Below are 16307 nucleotides of genomic sequence, written 5' to 3' on the forward strand. Positions count from 1 at the left end.
CGCGCTTCAATTGCTTTGGTGCAAATATCCCGGGGTTTGGGGCAGCGCCCCAATCGAACGCATGTCGTGCGCCGCAGGCGCGCCTTTATTCTGCCGCCCAGCCGCCCACCGATTTGACCTCGCAGAAATCCTCCAGCCCCCAGGTGCCGCCTTCGCGCCCGTTGCCCGATTGTTTCATGCCGCCAAACGGCGCCCCGGCCGCGCGGGACTTGCCGTTGATCTCGACCATGCCGGACCGCAGCTCCCGCGCCAGACGGTTGCAGCGCGCGCTGTCTTGCGACTGCACATAGTTGGTCAGGCCGTATTCGGTGTCGTTGGCGATGGTCAGCGCCTCTTCTTCACTTTCAAACGGGATGATCGACAGCACCGGGCCGAAGATTTCCTGCCGCGCGATGGTCATGTCGTTGGTCACATCGGCAAACACCGTGGGGCGCACGAAATACCCGCGGTTGAAGCCTTCGGGCCGGCCCAAACCACCGGCGACCAGCCGCGCGCCTTCGGCGATGCCGGTTTCGATCATTCCCTGGATCTTGTCGAACTGCGCGGCACTGACCACCGGGCCGATATGGCGGCCTGTGTCATGCGCCGATCCCACGGCCAGTGTCTTGGCGACCTGGGCCGCGGTTTCCACCGCCGCGTCATACACTTCGCGCTGGACCAGCATCCGGGTCGGCGCGTTGCACGACTGCCCGGTGTTGTTGAAGCAATGCAGCGCGCCGCGGGTGACCGCCGCCTCGTCCGCATCGGCGAAGATGATGTTGGCGCCCTTGCCGCCCAGTTCCAGATGCACGGGTTTCAGCGTGTCGGCGGCGTTCTTCGAGATCGCGATCCCGGCGCGGGTCGAGCCGGTGAAGCTGATCATGTCCACATCCTTGTGGCCCGACAACTGGGTGCCGACGCCCGGTCCGTCGCCATTGACCAGGTTGAACACCCCGGCGGGGACCCCGGCCTCGTCCAGTATCTCGGCGAACAGCAGCGACGACAGCGGCGCGATTTCCGAGGGTTTCAACACCATGGTGCAGCCCGTCGCCAGCGCCGGGATTACCTTCAGCGTGACCTGATTCATCGGCCAGTTCCACGGCGTGATCATGCCGACCACGCCGACCGGATCCATCAGGATGCGGTCATTGGGGGCGTGATCGCCCAGCGGGCGCTCGAATTCGAACGCCTTGAGCGCGGTGATGAAATTGCGGATATGCCAGCTGCCGGCGCCGACCTGATTGGCGCAGGCAAAGTCGATCGGCGCGCCCATTTCAAGGCTGATCGCGGCGCCCATTTCATCGGCGCGGCGGGTGTAGATCGCCAGAATCCGCTCGATCAGGGCCAGGCGGTCGGCCTTCGATGTGCGGGCATATCCGGCAAAGGCGGCCCGCGCGGCGGCGACGGCGGCATCGGTATCGGCCTGCCCGCCGAGCGAGATCACCGCGCAGCTTTCCTCGGTCGAGGGGTCGATCACGGTGCAATCGCGGGGCGCGGCCGGGTCGACCCACATGCCGTTGATATAGAATTGGCGCTTCTCGATCATGGGAACCTCCTGTGGCGCATCGTGGCGCTGTCGCGCGACACAGTGTCACCAACAATATTTGCCTGCAAGCAGGTGTAGAAGCGCACAGAATATCCTATCATAATACTGGGACATGTTTCCGAATATGAGGAAAGGATACGCCATGGCGCTCCGCATCAATGACACGGCCCCGAATTTCACGGCCGACACGACCGAAGGAACCATCGATTTTCACGAATGGATCGGCGACAGCTACGCCATCCTGTTTTCCCACCCCAAGGATTTCACCCCGGTATGCACCACCGAATTCGGTGCGGCGGCCCAGCTTGCGGGCGAATTCGCCAAACGCAACACCAAGGTGATCGGGATTTCCGTGGACGGTGTGGAAGAGCACATGAAGTGGAAAGCCGACGTCGAAAGCTTTGCCGGCGTCAAGATGGGCTTCCCGATCATCGCCGATGACGGGCTCAAGATTGCCAAGCTTTATGACATGCTGCCGGCAGAGGCCTATCTGCCCGATGGCCGCACCCCCGCCGATACCGCCACGGTGCGCACGACCTTTATCATCAACCCCGACAAGAAGATCGAGCTGATGCTGATCTATCCGATGTCGGTGGGCCGCAACTTCGACGAAATCCTGCGCGCGCTGGACGCGATTCAGGCGTCGAAGGGTGTTCCGATCGCCACGCCGGCCAACTGGAGGCCGGGCGATGACGTGATCGTGGCGCTGTCGCTGACCACCGAACAGGCGAAAGAGAAGTTCGGCGCGGTGAAGGAAATCTTCCCCTACCTGCGCACGGTCAAGGCGCCGGACTAAGCCGTTCAGGGACGTGGCGGGCGCATTTGTCGCGCCCGCCTATCCCGTCACTGCCAGATGCCGTATTTTTCCTGAAAATACCGGACGCACTGGATGTTCGCCGCCATTCTGCCGACGCCCTCTTCGCTGTGCGTGGTCAGCGGTGCGACGTCATGCGGGGCTTCCGGGTCGAGCAGGGCACGCATCGGGTTGCTGGTTGTCCGAAGGGCATGGCCCGTGCGGGTAAGATGCCCGGAAAGCCAGATATCATCGACTGTCCACAATATTTCGGGGATGTCGAACACCTCGTCGTCGAAGAAGCGCGGCTTGACCGATATTCCGCGGAAGCCTTCGACGATGTCGACATAGGCCCAGGAACCATAGGCGGGACGGGGCGGCGTATACATGCCAAGGCTCAACACACGTTTGGCCCGATGGATCTTTCGCTGGGTCCAGGTGATCTTGCGCAGGCGTGGCTGCGGCGGGTTCGGGGGGATCGGCAGGCCGAGATATTGAAAATCGAACCCATGTTCGCAAAGCACGGCGTCAGGACATTTCCTGCGGTCCGCAGCGAACCTGCCGGCCCAGAACCGATCATAACGCTGGTCATCATCGCAAAACAGTATGTCGATATCCTTGTCCCGCCATTTGTGGACGGCCGGCAGGATCTTGGTTGCCGGACCGAAGTCCTGCTCTGCGGTGATGACGGTCACCCAGTCGGGCAGTTCGGGCAGGCTTGGGACCGCGCCGGGGAAGCGGCGATAGGTTTTGGCAACGTAAAGTTCGACAGCGTCGGGCCGGTGCCGCTGTTTGCCGAGCTCTTTGAAGAACGCGGGCAGATAGCGCATCCTGGGCGGGATGCTCGTGCAGGTTATGATCATGGCATGGTTCCAACACGGACCGTAAGAGTGGCATTGAACATGGGTTGCCCGCCCCGACAGGTACGGCGGGCATTAGCGGTGCCAATGTGCTGATCTGACAAAGTATTTTTTCTAAAAGTCACTTGTGCGAATGCACGTTAGCGACAACCGGGGAACCCTCAATAAGAAAAAAGCCCCGATGGAAACACCGGGGCTTTCGTATTCTCAGAAATTGCTCAGAAACCGGCGCGGATTACTCTGCGGTGGTAGCTTCCTCGCTTGTCAGCTCTTCGCCGGTCTCCTGGTTGACCATCTTCATCGCCAGGCGCACCTTGCCGCGATCGTCGAAGCCCAACAGCTTGACCCACACTTCCTGACCTTCCTTCAGAACGTCCGAAGGATGGTTCAGGCGGCGGTTTTCGATCTGGCTGACATGGACCAGCCCGTCACGCTTGCCAAAGAAGTTCACGAAGGCGCCGAAATCGACGATTTTCACGACCTTGCCCTTGTAGATCTTGCCCTCTTCCGGCTCGGCCACGATCGAATAGATCATGTCATAGGCCTTCTGGATGGCGTCGGCATTGGCCGAGGCGATCTTGATCACGCCATCGTCGTTGATATCGACCTTGGCGCCCGACACTTCCACGATCTCGCGGATGACCTTGCCGCCCGAGCCGATCACTTCGCGGATCTTGTCGGTGGGCACGGTCATCGTTTCGATCCGCGGCGCGTGGGCCGAGAATTCGCCGGCTTCGGTCAGCGCCTTGGCCATTTCGCCCAGGATGTGCAGACGGCCGGCCTTGGCCTGTGCCAGGGCTTTTTCCATGATCTCGGACGTGATGCCCGCAACCTTGATATCCATCTGCAGCGAGGTGATGCCGTTTTCGGTGCCTGCAACCTTGAAGTCCATGTCGCCGAGGTGATCCTCGTCGCCCAGGATGTCGGTCAGAACGGCATAACGGCCGTCATCTTCCAGGATCAGGCCCATGGCCACACCGGCAACCGGCGCTTTCAGCGGCACGCCCGCATCCATCATCGACAGCGAACCGCCGCAGACAGACGCCATCGAGCTGGAGCCGTTGGATTCGGTGATCTCCGACACGATGCGGATCGTGTAGGGGAAATCGGTCGCGGCGGGCAGAACGGCCTGAAGGGCGCGCCATGCCAGTTTGCCATGGCCGATTTCGCGGCGGCCGGGCGATCCAACGCGGCCAACTTCGCCCACCGAATAGGGGGGGAAGTTGTAATGCAGCAGGAAATTGGATTTGAAGTTGCCGTGCAGCGCGTCGATGAACTGTTCATCGTCGCCGGTGCCCAGCGTGGTCACGACCAGGCCCTGGGTTTCGCCACGGGTGAACAGGGCAGAGCCATGGGTGCGCGGCAGCAGGCCGGTTTCGCAGACGATCGGGCGCACGGTATCCAGTGCGCGGCCGTCGATCCGCTTGCCGTTGGTCACCACATCGCCCCGCAGAACGGCGCTTTCCAGCTTTTTCAGGGCGGCGCCGAGGTTCGTATCTTCCAGCTCTTCCTCGGACAGGCCCGCCTTGGCGGTCTCCTTGGCGGCGGCAACGGCGGCGGTGCGCTCTTGCTTGTCGGTGATCGCATAGGCGGCGTGCATGGCCGCTTCGCCGGCGGCTTTCACCTTGGCATACAGGTCCGAATAATCGGGGGCCTGGAAGTCAAAGGGCTCTTTCGCCGACGCTTCGGCCAGGCTGATGATCAGGTCAATCACCGGCTGGATCTGCTCATGCGCGAAGGTCACGGCGCCCAGCATTTCGGCCTCGGACAGCTCATAGGCTTCCGATTCGACCATCATCACGGCGTCTTTGGTGCCGGCGACAACCAGATCAAGCCGCTGCTCGGGGTTGTTGCGCAGGTTCTGCATGTCGTCGACTTCGGGGTTCAGGATGTATTCGCCATCCACGAAACCAACGCGGCAACCGGCGATCGGGCCCATGAAGGGCGCGCCGGAAATGGTCAGCGCGGCCGAGGCGGCGATCATCGCCACGATATCGGGATCGTTGACCAGATCGTGGCTCAGCACGGTGCACATCACCAGAACTTCGTTCTTGAAGCCGGGTACGAACAGCGGGCGGATCGGCCGGTCGATCAGACGCGCGGTCAGCGTCTCTTTTTCGGTCGGGCGCGCCTCGCGCTTGAAGAAACCGCCCGGGATTTTACCGGCGGCATAGTATTTTTCCTGATAGTGGACCGTCAGCGGGAAGAAATCCTGACCCGGCTTCGGTTCCTTGGCGAAGGTCACGTTGGCCATGACCGAGGTTTCGCCGAGGGTGGCGATGACAGAGCCATCGGCCTGGCGGGCAACCTTGCCCGTTTCAAGTGTGAGGGTCTCGTCGCCCCACTGCATCGATTTTGTCGTAACGTTAAACATTTCGTTTCCTATGTTGGGGGTGGGACCCTCCCGTTCCCCCGATTGCGTACGGGGCCGTATGCCCCGTGGCCTCTTGGTCTTTCCATCCTGCCCACCCCACAAGGCCCGGTAGGGCAGGCTGCGGACGTCTGACAGAGCTGCCGGGCCTTCGGGCCGCTGCGGCAGATGCCATGATCTGAAAGAAGAACGCGCCCCCGGATCGGAGGCGCGGCCTTGTCTTAGCGGCGAATGCCGAGGCGCTGGATGAGGTTGGTGTAGCGCGCCTCTTCCTTGCCTTTGAGGTAATCCAGAAGTTTCCGGCGCTGGGCGACCATCATCAGCAGACCACGGCGGGAATGGTTATCCTTTTTGTGGTCTTTGAAGTGTTCGGTCAGCGTGGAAATCCGCGAGGTCAGGATGGCCACCTGCACTTCGGGCGAACCGGTGTCGCCTTCCTTGGTGGCGTATTCCTTGATCAGGCGATTTTTCTCTTCAGCAGTAATCGACATCGGGGTCTCCTTTAAGCAAAGGGTGAATGGCACAAGCCGGGATGTCGTCCAGCAGGGCCCGTGGAGAAGTTGACCGCCAATTGACAGGCGGATGCGCGCGTATAGGGGATTTCGCGGCAAAAGGAAAGGGGGCAGAGGTTTACTGCACCGGCTCCATCTGTCCGTGGTTGATTTCCTGCGCGATGATCCCGGCCCAGTCGCCGATGATCGGGATAAAGTCGATCTGGGCCAGGAAATAGGCGGCGACCGACACCAGGATCGTGGCGCCCACCACCGTGCCCAGCCCCATCGCGACTCCGCGCATGAACTGATAGCCCAGAAGCCGCCAGAACGAATTCTGCACTTGCACGAACCGGTGTTGGTTGAAGGTTCTGATCTCTTCGCGCAAACCTGCGATCTCGTCGGTCAGGCGGTCGGGCTGGGGGTCAATCTTGGTCACGGCGCAATCGTCCCGATGGCTGTTCGCCGCCACCCTAGCCCTGCGGCACGGCGCGGCCAACCCCGCGCGGATATCAGGCGGCCACACCCATTTCCATGGCAAGGGCGCTTTGCGCCACCAACGAGATGTGGGACAGGTCGAGCCCGGCGGCGTCGGTCAGTTCCACCAGCGGCATTCCGTCCAGAAACACCATCGTAGCATCGGGGTCAGTGTCCGAAGGTTCGATGGACAGTTCCGGGTCGGGATGGGCCACATCGTCGTACAGAACGATCAGCGCGTCCTCTTCGCTGTTGTAATCCTCGATCAGGGCGGGGCCGCCGTCGTCGATCCAGTCGCCCAGGGTAAAGGTGTCGGCCCCGTCGCCGCCGGTGGCGTTGTCGCCGCCGCCGATCACCAGCAGATCGTCACCATCGCCGCCGTTCAGATAGTCGCGGGCGCCGTCATCCTCGATCGCGCCGGTGTCGGGGTCTGTGTTGACCCCGGCGATCGTGTCATCGCCCAGATTGCCGTTCAGCACGTCGGCGCCGTTCCCGCCGGTCAGGCTGTCGTCGCCTTCGCCGCCCATCAGACCGTCATCGCCGGGGCCGCCATTCATCTGATCGTCGCCGGGGCCGCCGATCAGCGTGTCGTCGCCCGCGCCGCCGTCCAGAATATCGTCGCCGGCCTGGCCCAGCAGCTCGTCATTACCATCGCCACCGTTCAGAGTATCGTCGCCGGTGCCGCCTTCCAGCGCGTCTTCGCCGTCTTCGCCCATCAGGAAATCGTCGTCTTCGGCGCCCAGCAACAGGTCGTCGCCGCCCGCGCCGTTCAGCGTATCATCGCCGCCGCCGCCGAAAAGCACATCGTCACCCATATGGGACAAAAGCGAGTCGGCCTCATCCGTGCCTTCCAGCGTTTCATTCTCGGGCACCTCGTCCGAAAGCGTATCGCCGTCAGGATTGTCTTCGTCCGCGGTCGGTTCAGCAATGTCGCTGACATCGACCGAAAAACCGACCATCAAAAGCCCAAGCAGACCTGCCAAGCCAAACATGACCCATACCCCTTGTCACCCATGCCGCCGCACAGGATGCGGGGCACTCTCCACCATCTGCAGAATACGGGGCAGGCACCGGAGGGCTACTGGTTTCCAAGTCATTGGTTAACCAGTTCTAAAGGTTTAACCAATTTTGAAGCATTGGCCGGCGCGGCGGTCAGCCCCAGGATTCGGGCTGGCGGGCATAGGCGATGTAAAGCGGATGCTTGGGGTGGCCCGCCTGACTGAGCCCGAGGTGATAAAGCGGCAGGCCGGTGGCGCGCAGCAGGCGTTCGACCTGCGGGCCGCGGCCCAGATGCGCGCCATGGGTGCCCCAGGCACAGATGATCCGGTCGGCCCAGGGGCAGCTTTCCAGAATCGCGGCGTCGTTTTCGGGCCCCACCGGATCGGTCGCCGCGCGCATCTTTTTCGGGTCAGTGTCGCGCCAGGCGAAAATGTTGGTCACCCGGAACCCCCCGAAACCCAGTGCGCGGGCGCGCCGTTCGCAGCGTTCCACGGTGGGATCGTTCTGCACCTCGGTCGCGGTGGAGGGGTTGAGCATGATGAACAGTGCCTTTTGCCCCTCGGGGTTCCAGACGCGGGTCAGGGTATAGCGGTAGCGTTCGCAGGGTGAATAGACGGCGGTCGAGGCGGCGTCGCCCTTGAGATGGGTGCGTGTGATCATGGCCCGGTTTTGGCGGCGCTTGGCTATTTGCGCAAGGGGTTGCGCTTTTTCCGCGAAAAAGCGGGGCGAAAATTCTGCGAATTTTCGGGCCTCCGGCGGGGATATTTGAACGGAAAAGAAGCCGGGGGTTACGGGTTGAACACCCGGCTGGGATGCAGTTCGCCCGATTTGTAGATACCGACCGCCACCGCCTTGCCATCGAGCGAGGCCCAGGCCTCGTCGCCATATTCAACGTCCGAGGTCAGCACCATGCCGGGATTGCCGTTGCGCAGTTTCGCCGCGCCCTCGGGGGTGCAGCGCAGTTCGGGCAGGTCTTCGAGCCCCTGTTCCAGCGGGCGCAGGTAGTTGTCCAGTTCGGGGGTTCTGGCCAGTTTTTCGACCAGTTCCATGCTGATCCCGTCCTCGGCGTCGAAGGGGCCCGACCAGGTGCGCCGAAGGGCGCGCACATGGCCGTGGCAGCCCAGCACCGCGCCCAGATCGCGGGCGATGGCGCGGACATAGCCGCCCTTGCCGCAGACCATTTCCAGCGTCACATGGTCGGCATCGTCGCGGGCGATCATTTCCAGGCTGTCGACATAGAGCGGGCGGGCGGCGATCTCGAACTCTTCGTCGTCGCGGGCCAGTTTATAGGCGCGCTCGCCATCAATCTTCACGGCCGAAAACTTCGGCGGCACCTGCATGATGTCGCCGGTGAACTGCGGCAGGGCGGCGCGGATTTCGTCGTCCGTGGGGCGGGCGCTGCTTTCGGCGATCACCTCGCCCTCGGCATCGTCGGTATTGGTGGCCTGCCCCAGCCGCACGGTAAACACATAGGCCTTCAGCGCGTCGGTGATATAGGGCACGGTCTTGGTCGCCTCGCCCAGGGCCACGGCCAGCACGCCGGTGGCTTCGGGGTCGAGGGTACCGGCATGGCCCGCCTTCCTGGCGCCGAACGCCCAGCGGACCTTGTTCACCACCGCGTTCGAACTGATGCCGGCGGGTTTGTCGACCACCAGCCAGCCTGAAATGTCGCGTCCCTTACGGCTGCGGCCCATGGGTTTGTCTCCGGTCCTTGTGCAAGGCCCGCGTGCTAGCGAAGCGGGGCGGCGGCGTCAACGGTGCCGATGATCGGCCCCATCGGAAAGCCGCCATCGCTGCGGCCCAGGTCGGGGGAATACAGGCGCGAGATATTGCCGTCGAGGAACAGCGCCTCGGGCGTGTGCAGCGCATCGCGGAACAGGGTGGCGAATTCATGGAACGTCACCGGGCGTTCGGAAATCGCGAAGACGACCGTGCCGGTTTCGGTCACGCCCACCCCGTTACGGATATAACGCGAGGTGCTGTCGGGCAGGAAACGCGGATGCAGTGCACCGCCGGTGACCAGCATCGGCCCCGATTGGGTGGCAAAGCGGCAGGCGGGCGGGTTGGCCAGATAGGCGCGGGTTTCGATCACCTGCGCGGCGCCGTCGGTGATGCAAAGCACCCCGTTGGGCAGCATCCCGAAATTGCCGGGTCCGGCCGAAGGGATGGCGCGCATCTGTTGTGTGCCGTTTTCGATATACAGGCCCACCGGCGCACGATCCTGATGGTACATCCCGGCGTTCATGGCGAAGGTCAGGTCTTTGCCCTGCCCGGCCAGCATATCGCGCAGGCGTTCGAAACTGCCCAGCACCTGACCGCTCGCATCCAGCCGGAACAGGCGCAGATCCTCGGTGGCGGGGTCGATGGTGCAGACGGTATAGGGCAGACCGTCATGGGCGAGGGGCGCGCAGGTCGCATGGGCCAGCGCCGGAAGCAGGACAAGCGGAAGGACGGACAGGAGGCGCTTAAGCCTCGTCATCCTCTTCCCCTTCCAGATCGCGGCGCACGTTGTCTTGCGACAGCAGGCGGCGGGTTTCGTCCATCCGGTCGAATGTTTCGTCAATGGCAAAGCGGATCTCGGGCGAGAATTTCAGCGTCAGCGCCTTGGACACCGCGCGGCGCAGCTCGAACCGGTTGCGGCGCAGGGCGGCCAGGGCTTCTTCGGCGTGGTCACCGCCCAGCGGCAGCACGAAGGCGGTGGCCACCTTGAGGTCGGGCGAGGTCCGCACCTCGCCCACGGTGATCGACATGCGGTTGAGATCGGGGTCATGTATGTCGCCGCGCGCCAGCACGTCGGACAGCGTGCGGCGGATCAGCTCGCCCACGCGAAGCTGGCGCTGGGAAGGGCCTGCGCCCGTGTTGAACCTGTTTTTTGCCATGACGTGCATCTAGGCGATGGCGCGGCGTCGCGCAAGCGGGGCTTTGCTTATGCCGGGCGGCTCGGCTAAACCGGGCCGATGGATAGGATGGAGAACAAGATGACCGATCGTCCCGGAATTGTGATCGCAGGCGCGTCGGGCCGGATGGGGCGGATGCTGATCCGTACGGTGCTGGAAAGCGATGCCGCGCGGCTGGTCGGCGCGGTGGAACGCGCGGGCAGCGACTGGATCGGGCAGGATGCGGGCGCGCTGGTGGGCGAGCCGGATACCGGGGTGATCGTGACCGACGATCCGCTGGCGGCGATGGCCAGGGCGCAGGCGGTGATCGACTTCACCGCGCCCGCCGCGACGGTGGAATTCGCCACATTGGCGGCGCAGGCCCGCGCGGTGCATGTGATCGGCACGACCGGGCTGATGGCCGACGATCTGGCCAGGATTGCCGCCGCCGCGCGCCATGCGGTGGTGGTGCGGGCGGGCAACATGAGCCTGGGCGTCAACCTTTTGGTGCAACTGACCAGGCGGGTCGCGGCGGCGCTGGATGCCGATTACGACATCGAGGTGATCGAGGCGCATCACCGCCACAAGGTCGATGCGCCCTCGGGCACGGCGCTGATGCTGGGCCGGGCTGCGGCCGAGGGGCGCGGCGTGGATCACGATGCGGTGGCCGAGCGTGGCCGCGACGGCATCACCGGCGCGCGCGATCGGGGGGCGATCGGTTATAGTGCCATTCGCGGCGGCGATATCGTGGGCGAGCATGACGTGCTGTTCGCGGGCGAGGGCGAGCGGATCATCCTGCGCCATGTAGCGACCGACCGGCGCATCTTTGCCCGCGGCGCGCTGAAGGCGGCGCTTTGGGGGCAGGACATGCACCCGGGCGAGTATGACATGGTGGACGTGCTGGGGATCTGAGCCGGCCCGCCCTCAGAAGTCTATGGCGAGGCCCTTCTTTTCCCAGTCGCCATAGCGCACGGGTTCGGGGCCGTCGCGCCCACCCAGTTCCTTGGGCAGGGCGGCCCGGTCGGCGGCCTTCTTGCGCCGCTCCTCGGCCTCGGCCAGGGCGCGGATCGCGGCGGGCGGCAGGTCTTTGCGGGGGTCGTCGCTCATGTCGGCACTCCTTGTGGGCCTGGTTCCCTTGATATACGGGCGGGGCAGCATAGCGGCAAGACGGGATGGCAGATGGCAGACGGCTTTGACACGGCAAGGGGCGCGGCGGCAGACCTGTTGCATCTGGTGCTGCAAGAGCACCGGCAGATGGCCGAACTGACCGGCGAGGATGGCCCGCTGGCGCGGCTGGAGCCGTCAGAGCGGGCCCGGGCGCAGCGGCTGGCGCTGTCGACGCTGCGGCATATGGGCCGGGCCGATGCGGTGCTGGCGCCGATGCTGCGCAAGCCGCCACCGGCCGAGGCGCATAACGTGTTGCGCCTGGCGGTGGTCGAGATGCTGGAAGAGGGCGCCGCCCCGCACGGGGTGGTCAATTCCGCCGTTGCGCTGCTGCGCAAGGGGCAAAAGACCCAGCATCTGGCCGGGTTGGCCAATGCGGTGCTGCGCAAGGCGGCCGAGACCCCGGCCGATGTCTGGGCCGCCCTGCCGCCGCAGCGGATGCCGGGCTGGCTGCGCGGGCGACTCGAAAGCCTTTATGGCCGGGCTGGTGTGCTGGCGTTGGAAGCGGCCCACGCCAGGGGCGCGCCGCTGGATTTGACCCCGAAGGATGGCGATGGTGCCGGGCTGGCCGAAGCGGTAGGCGGCGATCTGTTGCCGACGGGGTCGGTGCGGATCAGCGGGCCGGTGCAGGTGTCGGCCCTGCCGGGCTATGGCGATGGCGCGTGGTGGGTGCAGGATGCCGCCGCCGCGCTGCCTGCCAGGCTGCTGGCGGCGCAACCGGGCGAGCGTGTGGCCGATCTGTGCGCGGCGCCGGGGGGCAAGACGATGCAGCTTGCCGCCGCCGGGGCCGATGTGACCGCGCTGGACATATCCGAGCAGCGGCTGGCGCGGCTTGAGGAAAACCTCGCCCGAACCGAACTGGAGGCGCGGATCGTCGTCGCCGATGCGCTGACATGGCAGCCCGAGGCGCCGTTTGATGCGATCCTGCTGGATGCGCCCTGTTCGGCGACCGGCACCCTGCGCCGCCATCCCGATCAGCCCTTTGCGCGCACCGGCAAGGACATCAAACCGCTGTTCGCGCTTCAGGCGCGGATGATCGACCGGGCGCTGGATTTTCTCAAACCCGGCGGGCGGCTGGTGTTTTGCACCTGCAGCCTGCTGCCTGAAGAAGGCGAGAAACAGATCGCGGACGCCCTTACCCGTCACCCCGGCCTGACCGCCGCGCCGCCCGACGCGCCCTGGGTCGAGGATGGTTGGCGCGATGCGCAGGGCGGGGTCCGCCTGCGCCCCGATTTCTGGCCCGACCGGGGCGGAATGGACGGGTTCTATATCGCCGTGTTGCGCAAACCCGCCTGAGCCGGGTTTTCGCCGGTGACAGGCCGCGCGCCGAACGGTATGGTCGCGCTTAAAATCGGGTCCCCCGCCCAGAGCAGATAACGGACAGGATGGCAGGCGTTTCGCACACCGGAAGCTGGCAGGCCAGGCGCAGCGGTTTCATGGACCGTCTTCACGCGCGTCTGTCGACCATGGCGAAACCGGCCACCGGCTTTACCTCGCAGCCCGAGCCGCGCACCATCGGGTCGTTTGCCCGCGGGCGGCAGCTGATCGGCGGGAATTTCCTGTTCGCGGGCTATCTGGTCGAGGCGCCGGAAACCGCGATCTGGGATCTGCCGATGCCGTCATCCGTTTTCGAGGAAGAGCTGCACGGCTTTACCTGGCTGGACGATCTGGCCGCAGTGGGCGACGCCGCCGCACGGACCCGCGCGCAGGGCTGGACCGCCGAATGGATCGCGCGCCACGGGCGTGGACGCGGGCCGGGCTGGTCGCCCGACCTGACCGGGCGGCGGCTGATCCGCTGGATCAATCACGCGATCTTTCTGCTGGGCGGGCAGGAAAGCAACGGGTCCGAGGCTTATTTCCGCTCGCTGGGTCAACAGACCATCTTTCTGTCACGCCGCTGGAAAAGCGCGGCCCCCGGCCTGCCGCGATTCGAGGCGCTGACCGGGCTGATCTATGCCGGGCTGGCGCTGAGCGGTATGGACCGGCATGTGGCCCCGGCGGCACGGGCGCTGGCCCGCGAATGCCGCGAGCAGATCGACGCCGAGGGCGGCATCCCCACCCGCAACCCCGAGGAATTGCTGGAGGTGTTCACCCTGCTGACCTGGGCCGCCGCGGCGTTGTCGGGGGCGGGGCAGGTCACGCCACGCGACCATGTGCAGGCGATCGAGCGGATCGCGCCGACCCTGCGTGCGTTGCGTCACGCCGATGGCGGGCTGGCGCGGTTCCATGGTGGCGGGCGCGGGGTCGAGGGGCGGCTGGATCATGCGCTGGCGGCCTCGGGCGTGCGGGCCACGGCGAATACCGGCCTGGCCATGGGCTATGCCCGGCTGTCCGAAGGGCGCACCAGTGTCATCACCGACGCCAGCGCGCCGCCCGCGCCGGCGGTGTCCTATAACGCCCATGCCTCGACCCTGGCGTTCGAGCTGACCTCGGGGCGGCGGCCGGTGGTGGTCAACTGCGGCTCGGGCGCGTCCTTTGGCGAGGAATGGCGCCGCGCCGGGCGGGCGACGCAATCGCATTCGACGCTGGCGATCGCGGGCTATTCGTCGGCCCGGCTGGGGGCTGCGCGTCTGATCGGGGGGCGCCGCCGCGAATTGCTGGCGGATGCGCCCAAGGATGTGGGCGCCCAGCAAAGCGCCGGCCCCGAGGGGCAAAGCCTGACCGCCTGGCACGATGGCTATGCCACGACCCACGGGCTGATCCATGCGCGGCGGCTGGATCTGTCGTATAACGGCCGCGCACTGAGCGGCGAGGACACGCTGGGCGCGTTTTCCGACCGCCAGCGCAAGGTTTTCGATCAGGCGATGGACCGGGCCCGGCTGCAGGGCATCGCCTATGCGCTGCGCTTTCATCTGCACCCGGATGTGGACGCCGCGCTGGATATGGGCGGCACCGCGATTTCGCTGGCATTGAAAAGCGGCGAGATCTGGGTGTTCCGCCATGACGGCCACGCCGAGCTACGGCTGGAACCCAGCGTCTATCTGGAAACCGGCCGGCTGAAGCCGCGCGCGACCCAGCAGATCGTGCTGGCATCGCGGGTGCTGAACTATGCGGGACAGATAAACTGGACGCTCGCCAAGGCGCAGGATACACCGCTCGGGATTCGGGATCTGGTGCCGGATGACGGCCCGCTGTCCGTGTGAAACTGAACAGGATGACTCTGTATGACTGACCTCGTGCCCCTTTGCCGCGCGCTTCTCTCCGTTTCCGACAAGACCGGGCTGATCGATTTCGCCCGCTCGCTTGACGCACGGGGGGTGGAACTTCTGTCCACCGGCGGCACCGCAAGGGCGCTGCGCGAGGCGGGGCTGAGCGTGCGCGACGTGGCCGATGTGACGGGCTTTCCCGAAATGATGGATGGCCGGGTCAAGACGCTGCACCCCAAGGTGCATGGCGGGCTGCTGGCGCTGCGCGACGATCAGGAACATCTGGCCGCGATGGAGGCGCATCAGATCGCCGCGATCGATCTGCTGGTGGTCAATCTGTATCCGTTCGAGGAAACCGTGGCCAAGGGCGGCGACTATGCCGATTGTATCGAGAATATCGATATCGGCGGTCCGGCGATGATCCGCGCGGCGGCCAAGAACCATGAATTCGTCACCGTGGTGGTCGATGTCGAGGATTACCACGTCGTCCTGGCCGAACTGGATCGCAACGACGACCACACCACGCTGGAAACCCGCAAGCGCATGGCGCAGACCGCCTATGCCCGCACCGCGGCCTATGATGCGGCGGTGTCGACCTGGATGGCGGGCGCGATCGGGGTCGAAACCCCGCGCCGCCGCGCCTTTGCCGGCGATCTGGCGCAAAGCCTGCGCTATGGCGAAAATCCGCATCAGAAGGCGGCGTTCTATACTGATGGCTCGGCCCGGCCCGGCGTGGCGACGGCGCGCAAATGGCAGGGCAAGGAACTGTCCTATAACAACATCAACGATACCGACGCCGCGTTCGAACTGGTTGCCGAATTCGCGGGGGCCGGCCCGGCCTGTGCGATCATCAAGCACGCCAACCCCTGCGGCGTGGCCACCGGGGCGACCCTGACCGAGGCGTATAGCCGCGCGTTCGATTGCGACCGGACCTCGGCCTTTGGCGGAATCATCGCGCTGAACCAGCCGCTGGACGGCCCCACCGCCGAAGAGATCGCCAAGATCTTCACCGAAGTGGTGATCGCGCCGGGGGCCGACGGCGCCGCGCGCGAGGTGTTCGCGAAGAAGAAGAACCTGCGCCTGCTGACCACCGATGGGCTGCCCGATCCGGCGGCGGCCGCGATTGCGTTCAAGCAGGTGTCGGGCGGGTTTCTGGTGCAGGACAAGGACAATGGCGAAATCAGCGCCGCCGACCTGAAAGTGGTCACCAAACGCGCGCCGACCGAGCAGGAGATCGCCGATCTGCTGTTTGCTTGGACCGTTGCCAAACACGTCAAGTCGAACGCCATCGTCTATGTCAAGGACGGCGCCACCGTGGGCGTGGGGGCGGGCCAGATGAGCCGCGTCGACAGCACCCGCATCGCCGCGCGCAAGGCACAGGACATGGCCGAGGCGCTGGGCCTGCCCGCGCCGCTGACCCATGGCTCGGTCGTGGCGTCGGATGCGTTCTTTCCGTTCCCCGACGGGTTGCTGACCGCGGCCGAGGCGGGGGCCACCGCGGTAATCCAGCCCGGCGGCTCGATGCGCGACGACGAGGTCATCGCGGCGGCGGACGAGGCGGGGCTGGCCATGGTGTTCACCGGCATGCGCCATTTCCGGCACTGA

The 16307-nt window shown here is 65.2% G+C and carries 16 protein-coding genes; 5 read left to right on the plus strand and 11 right to left on the minus strand.

Annotated elements, in window-relative coordinates:
* Positions 1 to 85 precede the first annotated feature (85 nt).
* The gene (locus tag ACSR1C_RS02385) at positions 86 to 1525 is read right to left on the minus strand and encodes an aldehyde dehydrogenase family protein (protein WP_460257714.1); all 1440 of its coding nucleotides are present in this window, start codon (positions 1523 to 1525) and stop codon (positions 86 to 88) included.
* Between the two features lie 142 nt (positions 1526 to 1667).
* Between ACSR1C_RS02385 and ACSR1C_RS02390 the strand changes: the two genes are divergently transcribed.
* Positions 1668 to 2321, plus strand: coding sequence for a peroxiredoxin (locus tag ACSR1C_RS02390; RefSeq protein ID WP_460257715.1), 654 nt, complete (start codon positions 1668 to 1670; stop codon positions 2319 to 2321).
* Between the two features lie 47 nt (positions 2322 to 2368).
* Here the strand turns inward: ACSR1C_RS02390 and ACSR1C_RS02395 are convergent, their stop codons facing one another.
* The 9 genes from ACSR1C_RS02395 to rbfA all read right to left on the minus strand — a co-directional run bounded on the left by ACSR1C_RS02395 (position 2369) and on the right by rbfA (position 10395).
* A complete protein-coding gene (locus ACSR1C_RS02395; RefSeq protein WP_460257716.1) occupies positions 2369 to 3148 on the minus strand; it encodes a glycosyltransferase family 2 protein in 780 nt (259 codons plus the stop codon).
* Positions 3149 to 3413: 265 nt separating this feature from the next.
* Entirely contained in the window at positions 3414 to 5552 is a 2139-nt protein-coding gene (gene pnp / locus ACSR1C_RS02400) for a polyribonucleotide nucleotidyltransferase (RefSeq protein ID WP_460257717.1), read from the minus strand.
* Positions 5553 to 5770: 218 nt separating this feature from the next.
* Positions 5771 to 6040 (minus strand): 30S ribosomal protein S15, encoded by a 270-nt coding sequence (gene rpsO, locus ACSR1C_RS02405; protein WP_460257718.1) that lies wholly within the window; start codon positions 6038 to 6040, stop codon positions 5771 to 5773.
* A gap of 139 nt (positions 6041 to 6179) precedes the next feature.
* Positions 6180 to 6479, minus strand: coding sequence for a DUF5665 domain-containing protein (locus ACSR1C_RS02410; RefSeq protein ID WP_460257719.1), 300 nt, complete (start codon positions 6477 to 6479; stop codon positions 6180 to 6182).
* A gap of 73 nt (positions 6480 to 6552) precedes the next feature.
* Positions 6553 to 7509, minus strand: a complete 957-nt coding sequence (locus ACSR1C_RS02415; protein WP_460257720.1) for a calcium-binding protein — start codon at positions 7507 to 7509, stop codon at positions 6553 to 6555.
* A 160-nt stretch (positions 7510 to 7669) separates the two neighbouring features.
* Positions 7670 to 8176: a DUF1643 domain-containing protein gene (locus ACSR1C_RS02420; protein ID WP_460257721.1), complete on the minus strand. Its 507-nt coding sequence runs from the start codon at positions 8174 to 8176 to the stop codon at positions 7670 to 7672.
* A 128-nt stretch (positions 8177 to 8304) separates the two neighbouring features.
* Positions 8305 to 9210 carry a tRNA pseudouridine(55) synthase TruB gene (gene truB, locus ACSR1C_RS02425; protein ID WP_460257722.1) on the minus strand — a complete coding sequence of 302 codons (906 nt, stop codon included), beginning with the start codon at positions 9208 to 9210 and terminating at the stop codon, positions 8305 to 8307.
* Between the two features lie 35 nt (positions 9211 to 9245).
* Positions 9246 to 9995, minus strand: coding sequence for a phosphodiester glycosidase family protein (locus ACSR1C_RS02430; protein ID WP_460257723.1), 750 nt, complete (start codon positions 9993 to 9995; stop codon positions 9246 to 9248).
* A complete protein-coding gene (gene rbfA / locus ACSR1C_RS02435) occupies positions 9982 to 10395 on the minus strand; it encodes a 30S ribosome-binding factor RbfA (RefSeq protein ID WP_460257724.1) in 414 nt (137 codons plus the stop codon). The genes ACSR1C_RS02430 and rbfA overlap by 14 nt, the downstream gene beginning before the upstream one ends.
* A gap of 99 nt (positions 10396 to 10494) precedes the next feature.
* On the opposite strand from rbfA, the gene dapB reads away from it, so the two are divergent.
* A complete protein-coding gene (gene dapB, locus ACSR1C_RS02440) occupies positions 10495 to 11304 on the plus strand; it encodes a 4-hydroxy-tetrahydrodipicolinate reductase (RefSeq protein WP_460257725.1) in 810 nt (269 codons plus the stop codon).
* 12 nt (positions 11305 to 11316) lie between these two features.
* On the opposite strand, the gene ACSR1C_RS02445 is transcribed toward dapB, so the two are convergent.
* Positions 11317 to 11499: a DUF1674 domain-containing protein gene (locus ACSR1C_RS02445; RefSeq protein WP_460257726.1), complete on the minus strand. Its 183-nt coding sequence runs from the start codon at positions 11497 to 11499 to the stop codon at positions 11317 to 11319.
* A gap of 72 nt (positions 11500 to 11571) precedes the next feature.
* Between ACSR1C_RS02445 and ACSR1C_RS02450 the strand changes: the two genes are divergently transcribed.
* The 3 genes from ACSR1C_RS02450 to purH all read left to right on the plus strand — a co-directional run bounded on the left by ACSR1C_RS02450 (position 11572) and on the right by purH (position 16307).
* Positions 11572 to 12852 carry an RsmB/NOP family class I SAM-dependent RNA methyltransferase gene (locus ACSR1C_RS02450; protein ID WP_460257727.1) on the plus strand — a complete coding sequence of 427 codons (1281 nt, stop codon included), beginning with the start codon at positions 11572 to 11574 and terminating at the stop codon, positions 12850 to 12852.
* Between the two features lie 140 nt (positions 12853 to 12992).
* On the plus strand, positions 12993 to 14699 hold the full coding sequence (locus ACSR1C_RS02455; RefSeq protein WP_460257728.1) for a heparinase II/III family protein: 1707 nt from the start codon (positions 12993 to 12995) through the stop codon (positions 14697 to 14699).
* 21 nt (positions 14700 to 14720) lie between these two features.
* Positions 14721 to 16307 (plus strand): bifunctional phosphoribosylaminoimidazolecarboxamide formyltransferase/IMP cyclohydrolase, encoded by a 1587-nt coding sequence (gene purH, locus ACSR1C_RS02460; protein ID WP_460257729.1) that lies wholly within the window; start codon positions 14721 to 14723, stop codon positions 16305 to 16307.

The sequence above is a fragment of the Actibacterium sp. D185-2 genome, assembly GCF_054954595.1.